Annotated in this window: 21 protein-coding genes and 1 pseudogene; 8 read left to right on the forward strand and 14 right to left on the reverse strand. The window is 31.9% G+C overall.

From position 1 onward, the window contains the following. Positions 1–136: 136 nt before the first annotated feature. The 4 genes from WFZ85_RS09155 to WFZ85_RS09170 all read right to left on the reverse strand — a co-directional run bounded on the left by WFZ85_RS09155 (position 137) and on the right by WFZ85_RS09170 (position 6,663). Entirely contained in the window at positions 137–988 is an 852-nt protein-coding gene (locus WFZ85_RS09155) for a hypothetical protein (RefSeq protein ID WP_342695991.1), read from the reverse strand. Between the two features lie 332 nt (positions 989–1,320). Beyond that, positions 1,321–1,770: a hypothetical protein gene (locus tag WFZ85_RS09160; RefSeq protein ID WP_342695992.1), complete on the reverse strand. Its 450-nt coding sequence runs from the start codon at positions 1,768–1,770 to the stop codon at positions 1,321–1,323. Between the two features lie 95 nt (positions 1,771–1,865). Further along, positions 1,866–3,593, reverse strand: a complete 1,728-nt coding sequence (locus WFZ85_RS09165; RefSeq protein ID WP_342695993.1) for a TonB-dependent receptor — start codon at positions 3,591–3,593, stop codon at positions 1,866–1,868. 55 nt (positions 3,594–3,648) lie between these two features. Beyond that, positions 3,649–6,663, reverse strand: a complete 3,015-nt coding sequence (locus WFZ85_RS09170) for a tetratricopeptide repeat protein (RefSeq protein ID WP_342695994.1) — start codon at positions 6,661–6,663, stop codon at positions 3,649–3,651. Between the two features lie 285 nt (positions 6,664–6,948). Between WFZ85_RS09170 and WFZ85_RS09175 the strand changes: the two genes are divergently transcribed. Then, positions 6,949–7,632 carry a cell division ATP-binding protein FtsE gene (locus WFZ85_RS09175; protein WP_342695995.1) on the forward strand — a complete coding sequence of 228 codons (684 nt, stop codon included), beginning with the start codon at positions 6,949–6,951 and terminating at the stop codon, positions 7,630–7,632. On the opposite strand, the gene WFZ85_RS09180 is transcribed toward WFZ85_RS09175, so the two are convergent. Together WFZ85_RS09180 and WFZ85_RS09185 are read right to left on the reverse strand one after the other, a co-directional pair. Further along, positions 7,601–8,710: a hypothetical protein gene (locus WFZ85_RS09180; RefSeq protein WP_342695996.1), complete on the reverse strand. Its 1,110-nt coding sequence runs from the start codon at positions 8,708–8,710 to the stop codon at positions 7,601–7,603. The two genes, WFZ85_RS09175 and WFZ85_RS09180, sit on opposite strands and share 32 nt — an antisense overlap. Positions 8,711–8,863: 153 nt before the next feature. After that, the gene (locus WFZ85_RS09185; protein WP_342695997.1) at positions 8,864–9,682 is read right to left on the reverse strand and encodes a 2OG-Fe(II) oxygenase; all 819 of its coding nucleotides are present in this window, start codon (positions 9,680–9,682) and stop codon (positions 8,864–8,866) included. Positions 9,683–9,747: 65 nt separating this feature from the next. Here WFZ85_RS09185 and WFZ85_RS09190 point away from each other — a divergent pair, with 65 nt between their 5' ends. Both WFZ85_RS09190 and WFZ85_RS09195 read left to right on the forward strand, forming a co-directional pair. Then, positions 9,748–10,644: a glycosyltransferase family 2 protein gene (locus WFZ85_RS09190; RefSeq protein WP_342695998.1), complete on the forward strand. Its 897-nt coding sequence runs from the start codon at positions 9,748–9,750 to the stop codon at positions 10,642–10,644. After that, the gene (locus tag WFZ85_RS09195; RefSeq protein ID WP_342695999.1) at positions 10,644–11,570 is read left to right on the forward strand and encodes a glycosyltransferase family 2 protein; all 927 of its coding nucleotides are present in this window, start codon (positions 10,644–10,646) and stop codon (positions 11,568–11,570) included. The genes WFZ85_RS09190 and WFZ85_RS09195 overlap by 1 nt, the downstream gene beginning before the upstream one ends. Here the strand turns inward: WFZ85_RS09195 and WFZ85_RS09200 are convergent. Together WFZ85_RS09200 and WFZ85_RS09205 are read right to left on the reverse strand one after the other, a co-directional pair. Then, positions 11,547–11,960 carry a sugar 3,4-ketoisomerase gene (locus tag WFZ85_RS09200; protein ID WP_342696000.1) on the reverse strand — a complete coding sequence of 138 codons (414 nt, stop codon included), beginning with the start codon at positions 11,958–11,960 and terminating at the stop codon, positions 11,547–11,549. The genes WFZ85_RS09195 and WFZ85_RS09200 overlap by 24 nt on opposite strands. After that, positions 11,957–13,042, reverse strand: a complete 1,086-nt coding sequence (locus WFZ85_RS09205; protein ID WP_342696001.1) for a glycosyltransferase — start codon at positions 13,040–13,042, stop codon at positions 11,957–11,959. The genes WFZ85_RS09200 and WFZ85_RS09205 overlap by 4 nt, the downstream gene beginning before the upstream one ends. Positions 13,043–13,075: 33 nt before the next feature. Here WFZ85_RS09205 and WFZ85_RS09210 point away from each other — a divergent pair, with 33 nt between their 5' ends. Together WFZ85_RS09210 and WFZ85_RS09215 are read left to right on the forward strand one after the other, a co-directional pair. Further along, entirely contained in the window at positions 13,076–14,218 is a 1,143-nt protein-coding gene (locus WFZ85_RS09210) for a glycosyltransferase (protein WP_342696002.1), read from the forward strand. A 452-nt stretch (positions 14,219–14,670) separates the two neighbouring features. Next, a complete protein-coding gene (locus WFZ85_RS09215) occupies positions 14,671–15,357 on the forward strand; it encodes a hypothetical protein (RefSeq protein ID WP_342696003.1) in 687 nt (228 codons plus the stop codon). A gap of 66 nt (positions 15,358–15,423) precedes the next feature. On the opposite strand, the gene WFZ85_RS09220 is transcribed toward WFZ85_RS09215, so the two are convergent. The 6 genes from WFZ85_RS09220 to WFZ85_RS09245 form a co-directional block, all read right to left on the reverse strand. Continuing rightward, positions 15,424–17,403, reverse strand: coding sequence for a S8 family serine peptidase (locus tag WFZ85_RS09220; protein ID WP_342696004.1), 1,980 nt, complete (start codon positions 17,401–17,403; stop codon positions 15,424–15,426). 2 nt (positions 17,404–17,405) lie between these two features. Next, positions 17,406–18,647: a hypothetical protein gene (locus WFZ85_RS09225; RefSeq protein WP_342696005.1), complete on the reverse strand. Its 1,242-nt coding sequence runs from the start codon at positions 18,645–18,647 to the stop codon at positions 17,406–17,408. Positions 18,648–18,764: 117 nt separating this feature from the next. Beyond that, complete coding sequence (locus WFZ85_RS09230) at positions 18,765–19,496, reverse strand: acyltransferase (protein WP_342696006.1); 732 nt, start codon at positions 19,494–19,496, stop codon at positions 18,765–18,767. Positions 19,497–19,498: 2 nt separating this feature from the next. Next, positions 19,499–20,965: an oligosaccharide flippase family protein gene (locus WFZ85_RS09235; RefSeq protein ID WP_342696007.1), complete on the reverse strand. Its 1,467-nt coding sequence runs from the start codon at positions 20,963–20,965 to the stop codon at positions 19,499–19,501. Positions 20,966–20,969: 4 nt separating this feature from the next. Next, positions 20,970–22,079 (reverse strand): DegT/DnrJ/EryC1/StrS family aminotransferase, encoded by a 1,110-nt coding sequence (locus tag WFZ85_RS09240; protein ID WP_342696008.1) that lies wholly within the window; start codon positions 22,077–22,079, stop codon positions 20,970–20,972. Beyond that, positions 22,076–23,053 carry a GNAT family N-acetyltransferase gene (locus tag WFZ85_RS09245; protein ID WP_342696009.1) on the reverse strand — a complete coding sequence of 326 codons (978 nt, stop codon included), beginning with the start codon at positions 23,051–23,053 and terminating at the stop codon, positions 22,076–22,078. The genes WFZ85_RS09240 and WFZ85_RS09245 overlap by 4 nt, the downstream gene beginning before the upstream one ends. 106 nt (positions 23,054–23,159) lie before the next feature. Here WFZ85_RS09245 and WFZ85_RS09250 point away from each other — a divergent pair, with 106 nt between their 5' ends. From WFZ85_RS09250 to WFZ85_RS16545, 3 genes and pseudogenes are all read left to right on the forward strand, one after another. After that, a complete protein-coding gene (locus WFZ85_RS09250; protein WP_342696010.1) occupies positions 23,160–24,977 on the forward strand; it encodes a gliding motility-associated C-terminal domain-containing protein in 1,818 nt (605 codons plus the stop codon). A 36-nt stretch (positions 24,978–25,013) separates the two neighbouring features. Then, complete coding sequence (locus tag WFZ85_RS09255) at positions 25,014–25,802, forward strand: TrmH family RNA methyltransferase (RefSeq protein ID WP_342696012.1); 789 nt, start codon at positions 25,014–25,016, stop codon at positions 25,800–25,802. A gap of 178 nt (positions 25,803–25,980) precedes the next feature. Beyond that, positions 25,981–26,075, forward strand: a pseudogene (locus tag WFZ85_RS16545) (IS982 family transposase); the annotation flags it as partial.

Genomic DNA, 26,075 nt, shown 5'->3' on the forward strand with positions numbered 1-26,075 from the left:
ATGGAGTTTCGAAGTTACTTATAGTGGTCACGACCACAAAAATAAGCTGCCCACTTTATTGAAAAGCCATATTGTGAAAAGCAAACGTGAACTTACCACAAAATTTGCCATTTCTTGAAGTACTGTTGGCGGTAGTTCACTTTCTGTATTTATATACTATTTTAGAAGTTTCAAGAATTCTATTTTCATAATAATGATCTCGCTGAATTATATTCCCTACCGAGTCATATATATTTACATAGTAACTTTCACTTTTAACCGTACCATCTTTGCCATATGACTTTCGCCACACTCGATTACCAGCTTTGTCATATTTATAAGTTGAATAACCAGTTAAATTTTTAAATTCTTCATCAGCATAAGTTTCTGATTTAATTAAATAACCTCTTTTGTCGAAATATGTTTTATTACCTGTTTTATATTTTGCCACATAATTACTGTCAAGCGTTTTATAAGTGAAAAATCGCTTTTTGTAATTATACTCAAATAATGTTATCCAGTCAGATGAGTTAGGTTTTGACGAATTTAATCTTTGCATAACTCTATTGCCTTTTGAATCATATTCGGTCAATTTTTGTATCCATGATTTATTTTTGCTAAAATTTTTCCATTCAATTACTCTATTTTTTTTATCGTAGAAATATTCACTTCGCGTGTCTTCAATTGAATCTTGATTTTTTGATGTTTCATTGACTAAAAGATTTGCCGCATTATAATTGAAATATGTTGTATGAGTTTTATTTTTCGGGTAATAATCAATTTGCTTTATTAGATTATTTTTTTTGTTAAAATGTTGAATTATTACAGTTTCGAATTTGGTTGTATCCTTACCATTTATTGTATATTTGATATTAGTCTCAGTCAATGATTCGATATTATGCGTTAGTGGTTGAGTTTCGTCCAATTCTATTTCTCGAACCGTTATAGTTCTACAAGAAGTAAAGAAAAGGATTAAAATAATTATAACAAATCGATTAGTTTGTTTCATAGATAAAAATTCAATTGAATTACCAGTAACTATTTTACAGGCAGAATAAAAACAAGTAAATATAACCCTCTTTGGGTATAGATGCAAATTTTTGTTTCGCTTTATTTTAAAATATAGCAAATAATTTTCCTTTTCAAAAAAGCAAATAGCTACTTCGTTTTAGTTCAGAAATTCATCTAGCAAGCAGAAAGTCTCTTATTTGTAGCAAATAAACTCATCGAAGGAGCAAATAACCTCGTTTTCTTATTTTGATGGGGTGACTCGTTCGTTTTGGAAGCAATTCATTCGTTTTTAAGCTGTGAAGTTCGTTTTGGAAGTGGGAAAACACCAACTTACAAAACGCTTTCAATAATATAAAGCTTCCCATTAATATCAAATGAAACGCAAACTTCTTTACCCATCAACTGACTGCCCAAAGGCGATTGTGGCGAAAGCGCAAAAATGGTTTTGTTGTCTATCGTGATTTTGGGCAACGCTGTTGAAATGAAAAGTGTCATGCCATTGGCTTGCACTACACTTCCCAAAGCTACTCGTTTGTGTATAGCTGTGGCATCAATTTTATCGAGGATATTTTTTTGCTCTAAAACTTCTTTGAGTTTGTGATTGAGTTTTTCTTGTTCAATATGCATCATCGACAGCGCGGTTTCGTGCTTATCACCTGCGGAACCTTTGGCATCGTTTTGGGCATCGATGGTCAACCCAGAAATCATGTCTTGAAAAACATCAATTCGGTCTTGGACAAGTTCTTTATAGCGTTGAAGGATTTGTTGTTTTGTAGCCATATTGAGTTTTACCACTAAGAGCACTAAGATGGCACAAAGTTCACAAAGGAATAGTGTGCTTGGTGCAAAACTTCGCGTGCTTCGTGGTTAGAAAATTAAAAATCAAATTTATAACTCGCACCAGCCATTACTTGAATTCCTTGCACCGGATAATTTAACCAACGTTGGTATTGTTGATTGGCTAAATTATTTCCTTTCAAGAAAAACGTCATGCGCTCGCTGTATTTATATCCAACATGAGCATTGATGTCAAAATAGCTTTTTAACGTTATGTTTTCATCTGGTGGAAATGGTAAATTTATTGTTGATTGTCTGAAAATATCTTTTCTTTCGCCCACAAAAAACAAATTCAATCCCGAATACCATTTCGGTGTAATCGCTACATCAAGCGTAGCACCAAATTGCAACGACGGTAAATTCCAAGCTTCTGCTTCCGTATCCATGTTGAAACTGTTAAAAGTGCCATTCACTCCAAAAGAAACATTTTTAGAAAAATCGGCTTTTAACTCTCCAAAAAAACTAATCGTTTTTACATTGTCATAAACTACATCGAACGAATTTCCAAAAGTATATCCGTCATTATTGGCTGAACTGTCGTCATAACCGTTGCTTTTAAAAAAAGCTTTGTTTTCTTCGTTTAAATAAGAACCTCGAACGGTGTAACTAACGCTATTGGCCAATTTTCCTTTTAAACCTAGATAAATATCATATTGCTGATTGGTTGGTGCGACAGCCAATGTTGGCGAAACAAAGAAGTTTTCCTGGACAAATTCGTTATAGGAATTTTGTCGTAATGTGCCTTCCAATCCGGCATATAAAATCATCAAATCGCCGACAATTTTATAGGAACCGGTTACTTGTGGATAGATAAAAAACTTACTTTCACCCGCTTCTTGCGCAGCACTGTAGAAAAACCCAACGCCTGCATTCACAGACAAATCGTCTTTTTGAATTTTAATACTTGGTTGAAAACCAATGTTAGTAAATCCATATTTGAAAGAATTACCGCCAAAGAATGTTTGATCAAACGATCCACTCAAATAATCTATTATAATATCTGTTCTTATTTTTTGATCAACAACATCAAATTCCAACGCTGGTTTGGCCACAAAACGATTTTCTGCCGAGCCAAAAGCATCCCAAAAACGAGTAAATTTTAGAGTGCTTTCTTTTAAAATACCTTCGCCTAAATCCAATCGTCCACCAAGATATACTGTGTGATAAGTTTGTTGTTCATCAATGGTTGCAATCGTTGCATTATCTATAGTTCCCGGAAAAATACCATACCAGTTAAATCTTTGATTTTTATAGCCAATATCGGCGTTCCAAGACAATGCCTTTGTTCTGCTACCATAGGTTGCGTCGAGTGAAGTAGTCGAAAATTTATCATCGAGCGTAATATTGTCTATTCCACCTTGAGAAGACAGATGACGCAACATAGCACCAAAATAATCGGTATTGCTTACATTTTCAGTTACAAAAAGTTCCGCATTGGCTGTTCCATAATTTCCTGCGGCTAACGTCATATAATTATTTAATAGTTTTTCAGTTGCTGATTTATCTACATTGGCTGCTCTTCCTTTAGATGGTGTAAAAGTGGATGCTACAGGAAAAGAAAAAATATTATATTGTATATTTTCTTTCTTTGCGGTTTCTTCATCATCCAGAGTTGGAATTTCTTTCACTTTAAACGCATCTGAAATTGATGGAGTGTATGGTTTCACCACATTTACGACTTCTGTTCCGATGTTTTCATCTCTTTTTTGGGCGAAAGAAAATTGGGTTAAACAAACGATGACAAGTATATAATGTATTTTTTTCATATCTTTTTTAAATTACACAAAGATTCACTAAGAAACTCGGAGATTCACAGAGATTTTAATTAGTAATTGACGAATTCGTTTTAGAAATTTCAGCTTTGATAGAATCTAATTCGGTTTGTGCGTTAGTTACCACATCTTCATAAGTAGCAAAGTTTTTGATAACGCTCTCCAAAATAGAAGTGGCACTAAAATTATCTTTTAACTGATAATAATTTTTTGCCATTACAATCAATCCTTTGGCACCAAAATATTTATAACCCGAATATTCTTTGGCTAATTTTTGTACTGCTTTGTTTGACTCTTCATACTTTCCGTCTTTGTTCTTAAAATAGGCATCATAATAAAGAGCTTCAGCAGCCAATTCTCCTTTGGCAATGGTTAATAATTTGGCGTAAGCAGCTCGTGCTTTAACTTCATCATTCACTTGAATAGCAGCACGAGCAACAATGATTTGCGCGTCACTTTTTATTTTGTTATCTGTTTTGGGATTAGCCAATACTTTCTCCGCATAAACTACAGAATTCCCATAGTCTTTTTGCTCATAAAAAGCACGCATCAAATTGGCTTGTGCAAAAGTGACATTTTGCGGAAAATCGGCTTCTGTTTCTAATCGTTGTAAAACAGGAACCGCTTTACTATAGTCATTTTTCTTTAAGTGAATTTCGCACAAACGGGCTAAAGCTTGCTCGGTAAATTCATTTCGCGGTTTACTTATTACGTATTCATAATTTGGAATGGCATTAGTTTCTAAACCATCGGTAAAATAGGATTGTGCCAAATAAAAATTGGCCTTTAAAGCGTGAATTCCATTAGGAAATTTAGCAACATAACCACTCAAACTTGAAATGGCTTGCTTGGTATTGTTTTGCAAAAATTGTTTTTCTGCTGCTTCATAGGTATCGTTATCCAACTCGGCATCCGAAATTTCTACAAAGTCCAACGTTCTTACCCACGCTGCGTAATCATCGACTTTTCCGTTGTCCATATAGATTAAACGTGCGGTAGAAACTGCTTCTAAAGCTTCGGGTGTTCTAGGATATTCAGCAGCTACTTTTTTAAATTTGGCAATAGCCAAATCATCATTTTGTGCATTGTAATACACTAATCCTTGACGTAAAATAGCTTTTGAAGCGAATGAACCGTTTTTAAATTCGGTTAGTAATTGATCATAGGTTTTAATGGCTAAATCGGTCTTGTTTTCTGTAACATAAGTATTTCCTAATTCAAACAAAGCATCATCACGATATTGAGAGGTTTTGAAATTTTGAAGAAACTTAGTAAAATCTTCAATTTTCTTATCTCGTCTTGAAACGAAACCATAGCTCAACGCTTTTTGAAAGGCAGCATAATCGGCATCAATTCCTTTCATTTCAATAGCTTTATTGTAGGCATCCATCGCCGGCCAATATTTTGACGTTACAAATCGGCTGTCGCCCAAACGCAAGTAGGCATCATTCAAACGGACTTTATCGTCTTTGGAACTATCAATAAATTTTTGAAAATAATTCCCCGCTTGCTCGAATTCTTTCAGTTTGAAGTGAGCATAAGCAATATTGTAATTGATATTCTTAAATTCGGGAGTTGAAGCGGCTTGTGAATAACCTTCAAATTGTTTAAAACTTAACAATGCCTCATTAAAGTTGTCTAAAACATACTCGGTTTCGGCTTTCCAAAAAGTGGCTCTAGCTGTGAACTTTTCATTTCTTGGCGTGGCAATCGATTTTTTGAACATTGCCAATGCTTCTTGATACTTCCCATCGGTATATAATTCTACTCCGCGATAAAAGGTTACTTTTTGGTAAGCCACTTTGTTTTCGGCCGTATTATTTTTTTCTAATAAGGTCAAAGCTGCTGCATAATTCTTAGAAGTGATGTACGAATTAATCAACAAAGTTTCAATCTCATTTTTGCTTGGTGAACTAGGATATTTATTCAAAAACGAAGTCAACACATCGGGTACAGCTTGATATGAATTCCCCATTTCATAACTTAATTTAGCATAATTCAAATTAGCATCTTCTTGAATTTTTTTATCAAAATCCATTTCAGAAGCACTTTTAAAAGCGTTCAGTGCTTGTTGTTTTTTATTGGTTTTAAAATAGCATTCTCCTAAATGATAATAACCATTTTGCGCCACAAAATCTTTTCCTTCAATAATTTTATTGAATTGTAAAATGGCGTTTTCGTAATCTTTTTGCTGATAATAGGTATATCCTAATTGATAAAAATCAGTATTATTCCATTTCCCTTTTTTGCCTTTATAGGCAGACAAATAGGGCAAAGCTTTATCGTATTGTTGTAAATTAAAGTAACTTTCGCCAATGATTTTGTTCAGCTCTGACTTTTCTGAAGCATTTGATTTGGGCATCGCTGCTATTCCTGCATCAATTGCTTTTTGGAATTCGCCTAGTTTAAAGTGCATATCAGCTTTAAAGTAGGATAATTTATCAGCATATTTTTCTTCTCCTTCAACTTGTTTAAAATATTTATCGGCTTCTTTATAGTTATCACCTTCATAAGCCATAAAACCCAAATAGTATTTGGCCTGCGAGCCAAACTCTTTAGAATTTAAGACTTTATTGAAATAATTTCCTGCTTCCTTTTTATTGCCCGCAGTGAAATAAGCATATCCCTTTTGGAACGTAAATTTCTCTGTTTGCTCATAGGTTAACGCGCTTTCGTCTACTTTATCAAAATAGGCCAAAGCTTGTGGAAACTTTCCCTGTTCGAAATAATATTGAGCTACTTCAATATAGGCTTGGTTTTGTTTGGAACTTGTTGGATAATCGGTAACAAATCGCTCTATCAATTCATCGGCATTATTTTGATTTAAGCGAATCGCACAGATTCCGATAAAATAGGCACAATCGGCTTGTGTATCTTGATTTTTTGTCTCGTGTTTAATGCGCTCAAAAAGAATTTGAGCCGATTGATATTGTTTGTTTTTAAACAACACCACCGCATTATCAAAATCAGATAAATTATGAGTATAAATCTCAGATTGTTGCCCTGAAACTAATGAAATTCCTGAGACAAAAAACAGAAAAATCAGTATGGAAACGTTGCGCATAATTTTAATTTTTATGTGTTCAAAAATAACATCCTACGTGCTATAACGCAGAAATCACTTTATTTATTATAAACATTGTTGTAAACATTTTGCTAACAAGATAATAGAGGAAAGAAAACAGTTTATAAGTATATACTGCTAATTAAAAATCAATAATCTATATTCTATATTCTATATTCTATATTCTATATTCTATATTCTATAATTCCGCAATCCATATTCTTGTTAAAATAATTTTGAATACAAACCTTATCTTACTACTTTTACCAAATAAACAAGCAAGTCATGTCAAATACCGTTTTATCGCTTAAAAATGTTACCATTTATCAAGAAAATCGTGTGATTTTATCCCAAGTAAATCTTGAGGTTAAAGAAGGTGAATTTTTATATATCATAGGTAAAACAGGAACGGGGAAAAGTAGTTTCATGAAAACCTTGTATGGCGATTTACCTTTAACAGAAGGTTCTGGAACTGTTGTTGGTTATGATTTAGTAGATTTAAAAGAAAATGATATTCCTTTTTTAAGAAGAAAAATAGGTATCGTTTTTCAAGATTTTCAGTTACTGCCTGATAGAAGTGTAAATCAAAACATGCTATTTGTACTCAAAGCTACTGGATGGACTGACTCAGCTTCAATGCAAAATAAAATAGATGAAGTGCTGGAAAAAGTGGGTTTAAAAGGAATATCGAATAAACTGCCACATCAACTTTCAGGCGGAGAACAACAGCGTGTGGCTATTGCCAGAGCGTTATTAAACGACCCCGAATTGATACTTGCTGATGAACCCACAGGAAACCTTGATCCACAAACTAGTGCAGAAGTTTTAAGCGTTTTAAAGAAAATTAACGAAAACGGTAAAACAGTAATTATGGCTACGCATGATTATGCAGTCATCATGAAATTCCCTTCTAAAACATTAAAATGCGAGGACAATACTATTTTTGAAGTGGTTCAAAAAACGGTATAAACTTTTTACTTTTCGATAAAAAAAGTGCCAAAAGCAGTATCACAAAAGGAAAAGTTACCAAATGAAATCTATCGCCTTGTCCACAAGAAATTCCGGATAAAACTATAATATAAGTGATAAAAAAGGCAACTAAAAAGTATGCCTTTTCATTTTTAAATCCTTTAAATAAAAAGAAACCTGAAAGCACTATTCCAAGTAAAGTAAATAGTCTGTTTTGCCATTTTGTAATATCGAAAACAAATGCTTTCCAAAACGAAAAATCGACTTTATTGTTATAATTTTTTAAATCTTCAATGCACGAGTTACCCGATTTTGAGTTTTCTGCGACATCAGAAAAATAAGCTTTAACTAGATTTGGAAAGTTGGTTTTGATTTGATTTTTAAAGTCTTCAAGAGCAACTTTTTTCTGGTCAGTAAAATCTAAACTAAACAAAAATTCTGCTCTTGGATTATTCATCTGGCTATATTCTTTGCCATTTTTAAAACAGTCTGCTTTGCTACATAAATAATTGTGATAGGTAACACCATCAATGTAACTAATGGTAAAATCGCCATACTGAACTCGCATTCCCACAACTTGAATTAAAATCATCAAGACACTTCCATATAGAAAAAACATGCTTTTGGATTTATAATTTCTGAAAATTTCTTTTATAAAAAACATCGTAATAATAATGGCCAAGAACTTGGCACCAGGTTTTATCAACATACTGGATAAAAACAAAGAAACTGACAATGATAGATACCAAAACTCCGCCGTTTTATAATATTGAAACATTAAATAAAAAGACAACATGATAAAAAAGACAAAAATGTTTTCGGTCAATAAATGGAAGTTCAAAATGATATTTCCTAAAATAAAAAAAGGAAGGATTGAAAAAACAAAAGCTATTTTCTTAGCAACAAATTGCTTCAAAATTTCGAATAAAAGTATTGAAGTACCAAGCCAACAAAAAATATTTACCAATAAACTCCATTGAAAAATTCCAGCATCAGAACTTCCAAACAAATAGGGAATTCCAGTAATGAAAGCCATTAACATTGGTCGGTAATAATGACCCGTAAATTTATGAAACATTTTTTGAGCCGACTCTAGATAGTTGTCACAATCAGGATAAATGAGAGTTTGTTTGTCTAATTGCAACAGAAAATTTAAAGTTTCTAAACAAAGTAAACCCACAACGATAATGAGTAAATGATAGCTGTATTTTTTAAAAAAAGCACTCACAAATTATTTGTCTTTCTTATATACATGAGGATTTTCTTTGATGCCTTTTTTGAACACTTTTCGCAAATTCATTCGTAAAAAAGTATCTAATCGCAATACTAAATCGGCGAATTTATTTTCTGGTCGACCACGAAATGACGTCACGTGAAATTGGTCGGTTTCCAATAGTGGATTTTTTGAAAAATAATAATTAGAAACACAACAACGATACCCTTCAAAAACTACAGGCGAAACCGAATGCAAGGAATTATTATGAGTAGTCATAACAGCTAATCGGTTAAACTTGCTGTGAATAGTGATTTGCTTTTCTTTTAGCCCGTTGGGCCAAAGTTCTAAATTGCCTCCATATTCTTCGTTCCAATTTGGAGTTACATAATAAAGCAAATTTAAAACACGCCACAAATTGCGGTCTTTATCATGTGAATTATCTAAATGTGGGTTTAAGAATTGCTTGTTGCCCATCATCGAAATTCCGCCAGCATAAAGATTTTCGTCGGGAATTGGATTTTTAATTTGGCAAATTTCTCCTATCAATTGTACAATTCTTTTATCTTGAAAAGCATAAATGATTTCCTCTAGCAACGGATGATATAAATTCATTTGAGCGGCAATATACTTATCTTCACGAAGGCTTTTCTTTAAAATCATTTGTTCCGCTTTTGGAAAAACTGCACTAATTTGTTGTACAATATAATCCGGAAGTAAATCGTCAATAAAAAAATAACCAATTGTAGCATCCGAATTTTTAAATTGAGTGGTTAGTGCTTCTTTCTCGCTATCCATCTTTTGAAAAATAAGATTTGCTAAATCAATTCGGGTCATAATGATATTATTGTAAAAAATATATTTTCTTTGTAAAGGTATTATTTAATTCGATTGTATTCTACATGATTTCTATTCTTATTCCAACCTATAATTACAACACCTTGCCCTTGGTAAAAGCATTGCATGAACAAATTATATTGGAAAATGTTCCTTTTGAAATCATTGTAAATGATGATGCCTCGCCTATAAATGAAAATACAAAAAGCAACAACAAAATAAATGAATTAGAAAACTGCCAATTTTCGCGCAATGAAAAAAATGTGGGTCGTGCTGAAAACCGAAATATATTAGTTCAAAAAGCCAGTTATGATTGGATTTTATTGATGGATTGTGATATGTTTCCAAAAAGCAAAAATTTCATCAAACTATACTTAGAAAGTATCAGGACTAACAAAGAAAATATATTTTACGGAGGCATCATTTACTATGATAAAAAACCCGCTGCAGACGAAGTTTTGAGATGGAAGTTTGGGAAACATCGCGAGGAAATTCCGATTTTTAAACGAATAAAGAAACCACATCATTACGCTTTAATCTCCAATATTTTACTAAAAAAAGAAATGCTTACCTCCTATCCTTTCGACAAACAACTTGTGAATTATGGATATGAGGATATTGTATTTATTCTAAATTTAAAAAAACATAATGTCCCTATTCATCACATCGAAAATCCGGCGTATCATTTAAACTTAGAAAAATCTGCTGTTTTTTTAGAGAAATTTCATAGCTCGTTACAAAACTTAAAACAGCTTTTAAACAGAAAAATTATTGTGGAAGAAGATACCGCTTTAACTACCATGTATGGCAAAATTGAAAGCATGAAATTAGTCAAATTTGCAGCGCTCATTTTTAGATTATGCAAAAAAATGTGGACTAAAAACTTACTCTCAGAAAATCCTTCTATATTTATTTTCGACTTGTATCGATTGGGTTATTTTTGTCAAATCAATTCACGCTAATGCCAACATTTTCAATAGTCATACCCGTTTTTAACAAAGAAAAATTTGTTGCTAAAACAGTGGAAAGTGTTTTGAACCAAACATTTTCTGACTATGAAATTATTGTTATAAACGATGGTTCTACTGATGCTAGCGAAAACATCATTCAGCAATTTAACGATAATAGAATTCGGTATTTTTCAAAAAAAAATGAAGGCGTTGCTGTGGCAAGAAACTTTGGGATTGAAAAATCAAGTGCTGATTTTATTTGCTTTCTTGATGCTGATGATTACTGGTTTCCCAGGTTTTTAGAAACGATGAATCAATACATTCAAAAACTTCCTGAACAAAAAGTTTTTGCTTGCGCTATTGAAATTGAAACTAAGAAAAAATCGTTTGCCGCAACCTATTCCATTGACAAAAAATCAGATTATGAAATAGTAAATTTTTTTGAAGCAAGCCAAAAGGAATGCGTGTTGTGGACATCGAGTGTTGCTATTCACAAAAGTGTTTTTGAAAAAGTGGGGTATTTTGATACTAAAATAAAGCACGGCGAAGACACCGAATTGTGGATTAGAATAGGCTTAGAATATCCAATTGTTTTTATTAACAAAGTCCTAGCGCGCTATGTATTTGATGTTGATAGCATTTCCCGAAAGTGGAATTATTTTTTTGAAGCCTATACTTTTGACAAATACGCATTGCAAGAAAAAAATAATCCAAAATTGAAACAATACCTCGATTTAAACCGATTTTCAGCAGTGATAAAATGTCATCTTAATGGCGATTGGAAAACAGCAAACGCAATTTATACCCAAATCGACTTGAAAAATCTATCTAAAAAGAAGCGGATTTTTCTCCAATTACCGCCAATAGTATTGAAATTGTTACTGAAATTGCAATTGTATTTGACCAATATTGGCTTAGGAAATTCGGTTTTTAGATAGTCGAAATTCCTCAAAATTCCGAATATAATCTTCTTCGATGAACACTTCAGAAGCTAAAACCAAACATACCGAACCCGAAGAAAAGTTCTCTAACTCGCGCCAAATGCCGTTTGGGATGAGCAAGCCTTGATTTGGTTTATTTAAAGTAACTGTTTTTTGCTCACTACCATCATTTAAGATAACATCAAAACTACCACTCAAGGCCACTAAAAGCTCTTGACAATTGATGTGTGAATGTCCGCCACGTCTTCCACCACTGGGAATATCGTATAAATAATACACACGCTTCATTTCAAACGGTATAGCATTTCCTTCCACTACCGAAAGGTTGCCGCGCGTGTCGTGTACTTTAGTAATGTCGAGTATTTTAGCGTCGTGAATTGTTGTCATTGTTCTTCTAATAAATTTTTCCACTGTTGTGAGATGGTTGTCAAAGATAAATGTTCTACGCTTTTTTGCGCATTTTTTCTACAGATTTGATATAAGTTTTCATCTTCAATCATGGTTTTTATAGCTTCTGCCAATGCCTTTTTGTCATCATTAGGAACTAATAATCCGTTTACTTTATCTTGAATAATTTCTTTTGGACCGGTTTCACAATCTACTGAAATAACTGGAATTCCCGCTGCTAATGACTCTATTATGGACATGGGAAATCCTTCGAAATGACTGGTCAGAATAGTGCATTTGGCACTTTGAATATAAGGCAAAACTGAGGATTGAAAAGGCAAAACCTGCACCTGATTTTCTGTTTGCAACGCTTTGATTTTTTCTACTATAAAATCTTTGCTTGAACCATCGCCAATGATGAGCAATTTAGTTTCTTTTTCATAAACTTTTGATTTAGAAAATGCCTGTAACAGTAAAGTGAAATTTTTAACTTCTTCTTCAAGTCTGCCAAAAAACAAGATATACTTTTCAGGAATAGCGATTGGCTTGTTATGAATTATTTCAGGAAATACAATCGGATTATAGATAGTTTTTGTATTGGTGAACTGGTAGTTATGCTGTAATTTTTGTTCAATTGCTTTCGACACACAAACCAATTTATTGGCATTCCCAAAAATATATTTTGCCCAAAAAACAGAATTTGTCAAATACATTTCCAAATTAGAACTGTGAAAAAAATAATATACTTTACGATTGCCATAAATCCATTTTGTGACTAATTCTCTTGTAACTGTTGGTCTTGAGCGGTTATCAATTATAGTTTGAATATCATTTTCTGATAGATAATTGGCGATATATTTTCCTTTTTTTACAGCTCTGATGATGCCTTTTTCGTCGGCAAATAATTTGCCCAGATTGACTAAAGCACCTTTATACTCATAATCGACATAATCTAAAATAATGATGTGATGCACTTCATAACCCAAATCGTGTAGCATCATACTCAACAAACCCGCAAAACGCTCTGCACCACCAACACCTAGTGATGTGGAAACTATAGCAATTTTGTTGTTGTTTTTCATTTCTTACTTATATTGCATCAAATATAGTAAGAAATGAAGATTTTACTCCTTGGAGAATACAGCCGCTTGCATAATTCTTTGAAAGAAGGATTGCAAAAACTAGGACATGATGTCACTATCTTAGGTTTTAAAGATGGTTTCAAAGCGTATCCCGTTGATTTTCCTATAGAAAAAAAATGGGATAATGGTCTTCTGAAAAAAATTAAAGTAGGCGTTTTGCGTGTTACTGGTTTTGATATTTCTTCCTATTTGACCTATAAACAATTTGAAAAGTACCAGCATCATTGTAACGATTTTGATGTGGTACAACTTATTAATGAAAACACTTTTTTTTGTGATTATACCTACGAAAAAAAGATTTTAGATTACTTGTTTCAACACAACAAAAAAGTGTTTTTACTCGCTACAGGTGATGATTATCTTTATGTAAATTATTATTTTAATCATCCTGATAATCCATCGGTTGTTCAACCCTATTTGGCTGAAAAAATTGAAGATAAGCACTTTTCTAATGTGTTAAAATTTAGAACCACACCTTTTAAAAAACTGCATCACTATTTATATCAAAATATTCAAGGTGTAATTGCTACTGATATTGATTATCATATTCCGCTACAAAACCATCCAAAATATTTAGGTTTACTTCCAAGTCCTATAAACCTGGACAAATTTCCAAAAAACGAAATGGAAATAAAAGACACTATTGTTATTTTCCATGGTATCAACAGAGAAAGTTATTTTAAAAAAGGCAATGATTTTTTTAAGAAAGCACTGGATAGTATCAAGGCAAAACATGCTTCCCAAATAGAAATTCTTGTAGCAGAAAACGTTCCTTACAAAAAATATATCAACTTGTATGACCAAGCCCATATCGTGTTAGACCAACTATACGGACATGATCAAGGAAGCAATGCGTTAGAAGCTATGGCAAAAGGTAAAGTGGTTTTTACCAATGCCAGCAACATATTTGAACAACACTATCAACTGAAGGAAAAAGTGGCAATCAACGCGTTGCCCGATGTAGATTATTTAGTAAACCAATTGTCGTTTTTAATAGAAAATCCAAGTGAAATTATAGCCATTGGAAAGCGTGCAAGAATTTTTATAGAAAAAGAGCACGATTATTTGAGGATTGCAGAGAAGTATACCAATGTGTGGACTAAAATTGAAAAATGAGTAAATACTTTAAGTACTACTAATCAACACAACATGTATATTACTACACGTATAAAGTACTACTAATTACCAATATTTATATACTACTACAAGTATAAAGTAATACTAATCACTACTATTTATATACTATTACAAGCATTAATTACTATTACTTTTCTACCTTTTTATAGTACTTTAATTTTGACCTACTAATAAAAATCAAAATTTATCTATTACTACAAGTTTAAAGTAGTTATACAAAACACGATTTATATAGCACTACAAAGTTTACTTACTATTACTAAGTAATAGATATATATAATTAACAGATTTAACTGATACTAATTTTTATAACTTGCTGTTTTACAAGAGAAAAAAAACATATTTAATGTATTAAAATTCTGTTAAACTACTTTTCACACATGCTGATTATTTTTAATTTTATGTATGTTAAATCATAAAAATATATAGTTATGGAAACAACACCTCCAAAAAATGAAAGCACAACAAAACCTGTTAAGACATCCAATGTTCCATTAGCCGATATTGACTTTGGCAACGTTGTTGAAAAAGCTAGTGACAAATGGATTTTAACACCATGGCTCACGCTACTGTGGATGACTGCAGAAGAATTTAAAGTAAAAAGCGATAATTATAAAACAACCCTCGCGGTTCGCATACAAACAGGAAGTAATAGACCACAAATTACCAAGTCATTAGTTAATATTAATAAGGAAATTGATGAAAAGTTGTCGTATGTAAAAGGATATATTGCCGAAAAATATGGCAAGGACAATGCAGTAAGCTATTATGCTTCTTTTGGAATAGAATATAGTAATAAAACCTATCGATTTCCGTTTGATCAAAACAACCGCTCCAAAGCCTTAGCATTAATGGTTGATGCTATCAGTGCCAATGGGTTAAATGATAAAATGTATGGAAAAGATTATTGGTTAGAAATACAAACCAAGTATGATGACCTTTTGGCAGCTGCTTCGAGCAACGACGGCACAGTATCAAACAAAGTGGGCAACAAAAATGCATTGAAAAAAGAACTGAAAGTAGTTTTAAACTCTTTAATTTTTTCAATAAAAGCAAACTATCCTGAAACTTATAAACAAGAGCTTCGTGCTTGGGGTTTCCAAAAGGAGAAGTATTAGTTTTCAATTATAAAATAGAAAACCACGCTATGAAGCGTGGTTTTTTTTAATTAAAATGTAACAAATCTACTCTTTAACAAATTTAAGTGTTTCATTAATTGTATTTGAAGTTAACTTTACTAGAAATATTCCTGAAGGAAGATTAGGAACATTTAACTCAAATTCACTTTGATCTACTTTAGTCTGATATACCGTTTTTCCAAGTATATCAAAAACAATTACTTGAAGATCTTTAATTTCTTTTTGGCTTAACTTAATTGAAAATGTTCCCTTATTTGGATTAGGAAATAGTACCGCTTTATTAATAACTAAAGCATCATTTTCTTGGCTATTAGTATTACCTACAGCTTTTGAAGAAGCACTACAAACTGTTAAACCACCATCAATTTTTAAATCAACAAAACCATTAGAATTAGGTCTAAAATCAGAATTTTGAAGCACTTCAATAGAATTTTTCGCTATAAAATTAGAAGTATTACTATCTCTAAAAGTTTGATTGGAAATAGTTAATTTATTATTAATGTGTTGCAAATCAAAATTAAACCTCCAAAAGTCCTGTCCATCAATTATGGCATTACCAGTAGAGTTCATCATTTCATGAGTAAATTCTACAGCATCACCTGTTTCTAACTTACCTGAACCACTTCTTCCAATAAAATTTACATTTTCTGGCTTAATTTCAAGATTTTTTGATGTTAATTGTAAAACATCTTCTACTTCGCTAGGCAAAATACAGGAGTTTAAAGATTGTATTAAGGCAACGGTACCGGTAACAAAAGGAGTTGCGATTGATGTGGTATTTCCATATAAACCTTGACAACCTAAAATGTAATTTGGATAAAGTGGCCCGTAAGCGGGTCCGCAAATATCAACTCTTGAATTTGTGGTAGTTGATTGATTGTAAAAAGGTGCAAAAACAGGATTTGCTAAATCAAAACCCAACCCACCATTAACACAAAGAACATCCTCATTATAATTTGATACATAGCCCCATGTAGGAATAGGCCCTGTTACTTCATCAAGAAGATTAGAATTTTTTGCATGAACAACAGTAACTGAAATGACATTATCATAGCTTGCTGGGTAAGAATATACTACGTGATATGGAGCAGTAAAAGTATCCCAAGAGCTTTGGTTACCAGCACCCGCCACTAAAACAACTCCCATATTATGTAACTGATTAATTGCATCTTGTTGTGTTTGATAATATCCTTGCATATATGTCGGATCATTATTATTAAATCCTTGAATCCAACTCATATTAATAACTCTAACACCTTGTTGAGCCAACTGCATCAAACCACTAAAATTAGGATTATACCCATCAACTGTATAAGGAATATTTAATATCTTACAATCATAACACACACCAGCTATTCCATGAGCATTATTTCCTTTAGCAGCAGCAATGGCAGCTATGGATGTACCATGGCGTGCAGCAAAACCAGGATCATTAAATTGATTTATAGGACATACATAATTTGAGTTAAACAAATTTTGTTGAAGATAACTTACATTATTAGCAAAATCTAGATCAGTATTATTTACCATTCCGTCAGAAATACCGATTGTAACATTTCCTTTAAAATTTGGAAAAAAGTCCCATGCTTTGGGAGCATTAATATAATCAAAACTCTTTAAACTCATACTAGATCCCAAATTAGTAACTGGACTTGTTGTACCATAATCATTGGGGTAAGATACTAATTGAAGGTTCAATCCAGTTAAATCTTCGGTTTTTAAATATTTACTAGGAAATTGCGTTTTCAAATCATTCATTAAAGTTGAACTCGTTGTTATGAATGTAAACACATTTACCAAATAACCAGAATAGTTTGGATATGTAGGATAAAAATTGGTTATTGTATAGTTTGAGAAAAATGTGCTTTCAGGTTGGTTTGTACCATTATATACAAAAACACCATTATTGTTAGTAAATGTTGGTGCATTGTTTTTGTCATTTAACTCAACATTAAAAACATAAGTGGTCTGAGAAAAAAGTTGCGAAAAGAGAATGCAACAAAAAAATAAAAATAATTTTTTCATAATTAATTATTTTTAATTTGACTTTTCAGCTTAATTATTTCCTTATTCATTTCTATCATGTAGAGAGTTAACTCTTCAATCTTTTGAAGCAATAATTTGTTCATTTCTCCTAGTTCAATTCCGTTTGCTTCTACCTCTTTTGCAGATGGGATATCTTTTAAATGCCCATTATCCTTTATATGCTGTTCAACATCTTCCAAACTTGGTAAATGGTAATTCTTATTAAAAACATAATCTGCCCAGGTTGTATACACTCTAACTCTATCTGCTCTGACAGCTCCTTTAACAGATAATCTATAAGTGTCTGTTCCATCTGTAAAATTATTACTTCCAATTCCAACATTAGAGTTTGTGAGTATGTTTCCATCTATTAGAGCACTACCGTCTTTAACAACAAATTTGTGCCCGACACCATAATCTCCATATCCACCTACAACAAATTTTGAATCTGATTTACCCATTTGTAAGTAAATGCTATTACTTCCATTATCTCCTAATTTAAAAATCTCAGCTCCGCTTTTATCATTTATAATAAAGTTTGACTGACCATTCGATATACCGCCTGCCTTATGTCCATAAAAAGTGAGACGCTCAGTATTGCTTCTGTCAATAACATTCATTATGAACAAATCATCATTTGCTGATATTTCTGAACTCCAGGCATGTAAATCATAAAAATTAAACATTCTTCTTGTAGCACCAGACACACCTGCATCGGCCATTTCATATCCTGCACTAAAAACATTTGAATTTTTTAGAAAATCCAATGAACTTGCAAATGAAGTTGCTGAAGTCGCAGTATTGGTAGCCCAAAGTGTTTTAGACTTGATAGATCCAGTAACATCCAATTTTGCAGTTGGCAATATGTTTCCAATTCCAATATCTCCACTCACTCCATTAATAAAAAATTGTGAATTAGCCGCAGTTGGACTAAACGTTAAGTTTTTACTATTCATAGTTACATTTCTATTTGCAGATAATGTTCCATCTACACTATAAATATTTGTAACAGCTGATGAACTATTAACAACAGGAGTTAAAATAATGTTTCCAGATGCATCTACACTCAATGCTTTACCATTTACAGCAGTTACAGCAGTAGCACTTGTCATATTAGTTAATCTAACACCTGATGTACCTGCTGTAGCACTTGTAACTTGCAATCTAGTTGATGGGGATGTTGTTCCAATACCAACATTAGTACCAACACCTGTTGGAAAAGTGTTTTGAGTGTTTCCGATCATACTTGACAAAAACAAACCAAAGAATAAAATACTTTTTTTCATAATATTAAAGTTTTTGAGATTAAACTGCTTAAAATTATGTTAAAAATATTAAAATAAAAAATAATTAACTTACGTTCAAATAATTAACCATTTATTTAAACATTCCATCTCTCCATCCCAATCTCTAGTAATATTGTTTCTAATAAGTTTTGCTGGTATTCCACCAATAAGTGTATTTTCGCCTAATGAAGTATAATCTTTATTACAAAGAGTATTTGAAGCAATTGTACAAAAGTCAGGAGTGATAGTATTAGACAAAATGGTAACTCTATTACTTATATAGTTATAATTACCCAATTTTATTTGTGCTGTCAGTGGATACTTATTACCCGTAACGGTATCTATCATTTGATGAACAGTTGTATCTGAAAGTTGTGATTCAAATCCTATTCTTGCAAAATTGCCCAAGATTATATTATAATAACAAATAATTTTACCGCTATTTCCTAAAGAAGACATATTACCCATTTCTAATTTGGCTTTTGGTGCAACATAAACAAAGAAATCCTTCCCAAACTGAACATGACCGTTAATTACCATTTTACCCTCTAAATTAAGTTCTGCAGTACCTTTCGACCTTGAAATAATTTCATACGACTGACCGAATCCAATCATTCCAGATTTTATTGGCGCACTTATTTCTATAATCCCAGAAATGCTTTTGAGTTTTACCTTACCATAAAAATAAACTGGAAGTTTTATAGCAATTGAAAAAGGAAACTTTTTAAAATTAAAATACAATGTTTTGGTCCAGTTGATAGAATAATAAAATTGGATTTTTCTAAATAAGTATCTTAATAAGTGCATAATTATATTTTTTTGGAAAAGAACTCTTTAAAATTGAGTCTTTTATTTAATTGCAAAAAAGAAAAACAAAGTGAAATTATTATCAAAACTGAAAACGAAAAAAACTTAATAATATCACTATAAATATATAAACAAGTAAAAGATACACTACAAATAAGAATACAATATAAAAATAATTTATAGAATTCATAGTCAAAATTAAAATCATACCTTTTAGTAGTTATGATTTTCAATCCTAAAAAATGAACCAAATAATTAATCAAAAAAGTTATACCTAATCCGTCGAGCCCATAAAAATAATATCCTACTATATTGATGATTAAAAATAAGGAATTAAAACCAATAGAGGTTTTAATAAACAGTTTGGAATCGCCTTTAGCAATTAAAATATAACCCATAGACCAAGAAACTGCTTTAATAATCATACCCAAAATTCCCCAACTAACCAATGGGACTATGGGCAAAAATTCTTTAGAATAAAGTAATCTAATTACAGTCGGCGCAAAAACCAAAAAAATAACTATAATTGGTGTTATCAACAAAATAGCTATAATGGATTGCTCGCCAACTAATTTTTTTACGGAATCATTATCATGACAAACTTTTGATAATCTGGGATAATAATCAGTTGCCATAGCAGTGAAAATAACGCCAACATAAGTATTCAAAATTGTAAACCCTGCACTGTAAAAACCAACTTCGGAAACATTTTTATAATTACTAATAAAAACCTGAAGCAAATAGGATGACAAAGTTGACAACAATCCTATTAAACTGAGCGAAAAACCAAGCATGATAAGTTGCTTCCCTTCACTAAAAACCTCTTTATTTGTTAACCTAACATGCTCAATTTGAATTTTTGCCCTAAAATAAAAAGCAACCATCATCGCTATCAAAGAAGAGAAAACAATTGAAGGAACGATTCCATCTGTTTTAAAGAAATAATACAACGGCATAGAAATCAATAAGCCCAATAAATTGCCATATAAATTAGCTTTAGCCAAATATTTAATCTTGCTTAATCCTTGAAGTATAACCAAACTTCCATTGGTCAATTGTTTAAACAATAAGGAGAAAGAAATTAAAAGGAAAGCTAAAGTATATTCATTATTTCCAAAAGTGACTCTACTTAATAAAGGAGATAAAACTGCTACAGCTGTCATACCTATAATGCCAGTAATCCAAATCAATCTTTTAAGAATTGAAACTTCTTTATTCAATAATTCTGGACTGTTTTCTGCGGAGGAAATGGCTTTAACTCCACTCGTTTCAATTCCAGCATTGGTAAAACTGCCAACTAAATTAAGAGTTGAATTGAACAAACCAATAACCCCAATTCCTGTTGGTCCGATTAAAAGAGCTATAATTTTTGATCTTATTAGTGAAATTAAAATATTAAAAATTTGTACACTCCCAAAAACAGAAGTTGCTTTAATGATTTGGCGATATGAAGATTGAGAATCTGCCATCAAATCAATACTGATTTAAAATTTGAATAACAAAATCTACCTCATCATTGGTCATTACAGGACTAATAGGCAAACTCAATACTTCTTGATGTATTTTTTCTGTGATAGGAAATACGAGTGAATTCCATCCCGAAGTCTCGGGATTAAAAGCATTTTGTTTGAGTGGCGCAATAGGATAATGTATCAGTGTTTCTATATTATTTTGCTTCAAATAAGATTGTAAATGTTCTCTATTTTGGGTTCGAATTACAAATAAATGAAACACATGATTATGAGTTTGGTTCCAAAAAGGCAAAGTAATTTTATCATTATTGATTTCATCCAAATAACGCTTTGCAATATTTCGTCGCAATTCATTTTCGTTGTCCAAATGCGGTAATTTCACATTCAAAAAAGCAGCATGAAGTTCATCTAAGCGAGAGTTTACACCAATATATTCGTTATAATATTTTTGTTCCGAACCATAATTACGAATGGCAAAAAGTACTTTTACAAGTTCATCATCATTAGTAGTAATTGCACCTGCATCGCCAAGCGTACCAAGATTTTTTCCCGGATAAAAACTAAAAGCTGCTGCATTAGAAAGGTTTCCTGATTTTCTATCATCTAAAATTGCACCATGCGCTTGAGCTGCATCTTCGATAACTAACAAATTGTACTGTCTAGCAATCGAATTTACAGCATCCATTTCAGCCATTTGCCCGTACAAATGAACGGCTAAAATAGCTTTAGTTTTAGAAGTGATTTTCTCCGAAATTAAATCAGGATTAATGTTGTAGGTTACCAACTTTGGTTCAACGAAAATCGGCACTAAATCGGCTTGAAGAATAGCCAAAATACTAGCAATATAAGTATTGGCTGGAACAATAACTTCATCGCCATTTTGCAGTTTTCCGAGTTGAATATATGCTTTAAAGATTAAAACCAATGCATCCAAACCGTTACCAACACCAATACAATGTTTGGTTCCACAAAAGTTAGCAAAATTAGTTTCAAATGCTTTAACTTCATCTCCCAAAATAAACCAACCTTTATCAAGCACTTGTTGCATTTTTTCATGAAACGCAGCTTGATAAGGTAAATTGATTTTATGTAAATCGAGGAACTTTATCATAGCATAACATTTTCTAAAAGTGAATAATTTTTTGTCTCCACTTCATAAAAATCTTGAACTACGGTTTTTGCTCCAAAACTTTCTTTCCAAAAATTGATAGAAGCCACAATATTTAGTCCCTGATTTTCATGTGAAGGTCCAAAATCAAAATACTCTTTTCCTTTTGAAAATGTATTTATCAAATAACCATACAAAAAATCCAAACTTCCTAATTCATTATTTTTTTCATTTCCAGCAATATATTGTGGCTTTACCACTTTGTCGGTTATAAAAACTGTGCTACCACAAACTAGTTCCTTCTCGTGATATACATTAAAATGACGAATATTATCTGGAAATCTTTTTTGCAAAAGCGATATTTCATGCGCGCTATGAACAGGAACTGCGTTATATTTTTCTTTTAAATTTGGGATTAGCAATTGATTCCAAAAAATCTCAAAATTTGTTTCTTCTTTTATTACTAAATTATTCCTGTTGCCTCTAGTAATGCATTCTCGTCGCGACTTAGAAATTAAAATATCGTGCGTTAATGCTATAACTGAAACGGCATGTTTCATCAACAATTGCGACTTACAAATGTGTGACAGATAATTTATTTCATTTGAAAAAACACTACAATAAATGCTTGGTATTTCTTTCAATGATAATTTTGCAATATTGTTGTCAAACAAAAATTTCAAGACTGCTTTATACACTTCAATAGTTAATGACAATTTTGCTTTTTTCGTCAAAACCAATCCGCCATAAGTTAATCCTTGATGCGAAAAAACAGTATCCTCCACTCTATTTGCAGGAAGTAAAGCAATTAAACTTTCACCTTCAAAAACCAACAACGAAAAATCGTGAAATCTAGTTGCGTGATACTCCATAAAATCACGATGAAAAAGAAAAGTAGCGTTTTTGGAAGTGCTAATAAAAGCATTCCAAAGTTCAAAATGTTCCGAAGAATAACGACTAACAGTATAGTTTTTCACTTCTTATTTTTAATATCGGAAAAGTAAACATTTATTTAGTAAGTAGCAATTCTTAAAAATTACAATTTTAAAAATAATTACTTACTTTAGCTATTTAGCATTTGTTGTGAAATTAAAACGAATTTATATCCTTTTTGTTGTTTTGTTTGGCTCAATCGTTGGCACAAACGGACAAAATGTATCCCTATACAACCAGTTTAATGGTCGCTATGATTTTACTTTTATTGGCAATACTTTAAATATACAGCCTAACGGAGCTAATGATGCTTGTATTTTATTATCCAGTTCGGATGCCGTTTTAAATTTAAATCCAAACGATGTAATTATAAGTGCCTATTTGTATTGGGCTGGTTCTGGAACGGGTGATTTTGAGGTAAAGTTAAATGGCGTTGCTATTACATCTGAACGCAATTTTGCAGCTATTCAAAGTTCAAATGGTAACCCGTTTTTCAGCGCTTTTGCTGATGTTACTGCGCTACTGCAAACTTCAGGAAATGGACAATATACTTTTTCTGATTTAGATGTAACACCTTTTCTAAATCCTTTTACTTATTGCAACAATGGGACAAATTTTGCAGGTTGGGCTATTGTGATTGTATTCGAAAATGCCACTTTACCTTTAAATCAATTGAATATTTATGATGGTTTGGAACCGTTATCAACAGCGCAAGTTGGTATTCAAGACCAATTGATAATTAATCTTGGCAATTTGAACGTATTGGATAATTCAGGAGCTAAACTAGGTTTTGTAGCTTGGGAAGGCGATGCTAATATTGCCAATCAGGAGTCGTTATTAATTAATGGAAATATTATTGACAATCCACCGCTAAATCCTGGTAATAATGCATTTAATGGCACCAATAGTATTACGGGAAGCAATAGTTTATTCAATATGGATTTAGATGTATATGAGATTCAAAATTATGTTTCCATTGGAAATAACTCCGTAGAAGTAAAAATGACAACCGCTCAAGATTTTGTTTTGATAAATACTATTGTCAGTAAACTAAACAGTCAATTGCCCGATGCTACAGTGGTCATTAATTCCATCGAACAAGAATGTGACTCACGGTTACTTATTGTAAATTATAGTGTTTCAAATATTAATGCTACTAATCCGCTACCGCCAGGAACACCTATTTCTATTTATATCAACGATGTTTTTGTTGCCTATGATGAAACGACTTTGCCTATCGAAATCGGTGAAACTGTAAATTTGCAAACTTCCTTTATTGTTCCAAATGAATTTCCTATAGAATTTAACATCCAAATTGTAGTGGATGATACAGGCAATGGAACAGGAATTGTCCCCGAATTAGTGGAAAATAATAACACCTTTTCAACCGTTGTAACTTTGTGGGTTTCTCCTACTTTTACAAGTTTAGAAAATTTAATAGCTTGTAACGAAGGGTTTACTAGCGGCACTTTCGATTTTTCTACCTATGAAGATGCAGTAAAAACCAATCCAAACGACAACGTACGTTTTTATGAAACTATAGAAAATGCCCAAAACGAAGTCAATCCTATTTTAAATACAGCAAATTTTGTGGCAACGTCTACTCCAAAAGAAATTTTTGTTAGAATTGGTAATGAAAATTGTTTTGCGACAACTTCTTTTTTATTAACAACTAGAAACTGTCCTCCAACGGTTTATAATTTTATTTCCGCGAATAATGATGCTGTTAATGACACTTTTACCATTGATGGATTATATGATATTTTTCTAAATTTTAAGATAGAAATATACAATCGTTGGGGAAGATTAATTTGGACAGGAAATCAAACCACACCAAAATGGGATGGATTGGTTAAAAACAGTATTGGAAATGAAAAAGCTCCTGATGGCACCTATTTTTACTTATTATTTTTAAACGATGTCGACTATCCTGAACCGTTGCAAGGATATATTTATTTAAATCATTAAAAAAACACCTTACTTTTACCACTTTGTATTTTTATGATGAAACTAATTACCTCTGCTCAAAATTCTTATATAAAATCCCTAATTCAACTTCAGGAGAAAGGCAAAGCTCGTAAAGAAACTGGGACTTTTTTAATCGAAGGAACTCGTGAAATTGAACTTGCCATCAAAGGAAACTATGTTATTCAAACTATTCTAATTTGCACAGAAATAGCAGCTTTCCCAGAAAATTTGAAAATCCAAAAATTTGAAAATGTAATAGAAATTTCTAAAGAAGTTTATCAAAAATTGGCTTACCGCGATAGTACCGAAGGAATTTTGGCGGTTGCACAAACCAAATCGCACCAGCTATCCGAACTACAACTTCCTAAAAATCCATTAGTTTTAGTTATGGAAAGTATAGAAAAACCAGGAAATATTGGTGCTATACTAAGAACTTGTGATGCAGCAAAAGTAGATGCGGTGATTATTGCCAATCCAAAAACCGATTTATACAATCCAAATATGGTTCGTTCTAGTGTAGGTTGTTTGTTTACTAATCAAATTGCGGTAGCCACTACTGAAGAAACAATTGCTTTTATTCAAAAAAAAAACATCAATTTTTATAGTGCTACATTACAAAATTCCACTTCTTATCACACCCAAGATTATACAAAACCTACTGCACTAGTTGTAGGAACAGAAGCCACGGGTTTATCTCAACTTTGGAGAGAAAAAGCCACACAAAACATCATCATCCCAATGCAAGGCGAAATTGATAGTATGAATGTGTCTGTTGCCGCAGCAATATTAATTTTTGAAGCCAAGAGACAACGCGATTTTAATTAATTATTCCATTTTCATCATTCCGATGAAAAAGGAATCTAATCAACCAATACTTATGAAATTGAAACTAATTTATCTTTTTAACCCGTTGGGTGTAATTATTTGAAGTAAAATAAATTGATTAGATATTGGTCAAGATACTGAAATGCAGTATCTTGAAGTCGTAAAACAAACAATATCTATGTCAAATATAGTAAAAAAATATTTAAGAGTTTTAGAAGTTATAAGTTCTTTGAATTGTGAATTAGAATTTAAATCAGGTGTTGGTAGAAAAGA

Source organism: Flavobacterium aureirubrum (assembly GCF_038739835.1).
Classification (GTDB): Bacteria; Bacteroidota; Bacteroidia; order Flavobacteriales; family Flavobacteriaceae; genus Flavobacterium; species Flavobacterium aureirubrum.

Excerpts from the sequence above, each read along its gene's own strand:
- WFZ85_RS09155 (WP_342695991.1), bottom strand. The coding sequence starts at position 988 with ATGAAACAAACTAATCGATTTGTTATAATTATTTTAATCCTTTTCTTT.
- WFZ85_RS09160 (WP_342695992.1), bottom strand. The coding sequence starts at position 1,770 with ATGGCTACAAAACAACAAATCCTTCAACGCTATAAAGAACTTGTCCAA.
- WFZ85_RS09165 (WP_342695993.1), bottom strand. The coding sequence starts at position 3,593 with ATGAAAAAAATACATTATATACTTGTCATCGTTTGTTTAACCCAATTT.
- WFZ85_RS09170 (WP_342695994.1), bottom strand. The coding sequence starts at position 6,663 with ATGCGCAACGTTTCCATACTGATTTTTCTGTTTTTTGTCTCAGGAATT.
- WFZ85_RS09175 (WP_342695995.1), top strand. The coding sequence starts at position 6,949 with ATGTCAAATACCGTTTTATCGCTTAAAAATGTTACCATTTATCAAGAA.
- WFZ85_RS09180 (WP_342695996.1), bottom strand. The coding sequence starts at position 8,710 with ATGTTTCATAAATTTACGGGTCATTATTACCGACCAATGTTAATGGCT.
- WFZ85_RS09185 (WP_342695997.1), bottom strand. The coding sequence starts at position 9,682 with ATGACCCGAATTGATTTAGCAAATCTTATTTTTCAAAAGATGGATAGC.
- WFZ85_RS09190 (WP_342695998.1), top strand. The coding sequence starts at position 9,748 with ATGATTTCTATTCTTATTCCAACCTATAATTACAACACCTTGCCCTTG.
- WFZ85_RS09195 (WP_342695999.1), top strand. The coding sequence starts at position 10,644 with ATGCCAACATTTTCAATAGTCATACCCGTTTTTAACAAAGAAAAATTT.
- WFZ85_RS09200 (WP_342696000.1), bottom strand. The coding sequence starts at position 11,960 with ATGACAACAATTCACGACGCTAAAATACTCGACATTACTAAAGTACAC.
- WFZ85_RS09205 (WP_342696001.1), bottom strand. The coding sequence starts at position 13,042 with ATGAAAAACAACAACAAAATTGCTATAGTTTCCACATCACTAGGTGTT.
- WFZ85_RS09210 (WP_342696002.1), top strand. The coding sequence starts at position 13,076 with ATGAAGATTTTACTCCTTGGAGAATACAGCCGCTTGCATAATTCTTTG.
- WFZ85_RS09215 (WP_342696003.1), top strand. The coding sequence starts at position 14,671 with ATGGAAACAACACCTCCAAAAAATGAAAGCACAACAAAACCTGTTAAG.
- WFZ85_RS09220 (WP_342696004.1), bottom strand. The coding sequence starts at position 17,403 with ATGAAAAAATTATTTTTATTTTTTTGTTGCATTCTCTTTTCGCAACTT.
- WFZ85_RS09225 (WP_342696005.1), bottom strand. The coding sequence starts at position 18,647 with ATGATCGGAAACACTCAAAACACTTTTCCAACAGGTGTTGGTACTAAT.
- WFZ85_RS09230 (WP_342696006.1), bottom strand. The coding sequence starts at position 19,496 with ATGCACTTATTAAGATACTTATTTAGAAAAATCCAATTTTATTATTCT.
- WFZ85_RS09235 (WP_342696007.1), bottom strand. The coding sequence starts at position 20,965 with ATGGCAGATTCTCAATCTTCATATCGCCAAATCATTAAAGCAACTTCT.
- WFZ85_RS09240 (WP_342696008.1), bottom strand. The coding sequence starts at position 22,079 with ATGATAAAGTTCCTCGATTTACATAAAATCAATTTACCTTATCAAGCT.
- WFZ85_RS09255 (WP_342696012.1), top strand. The coding sequence starts at position 25,014 with ATGAAACTAATTACCTCTGCTCAAAATTCTTATATAAAATCCCTAATT.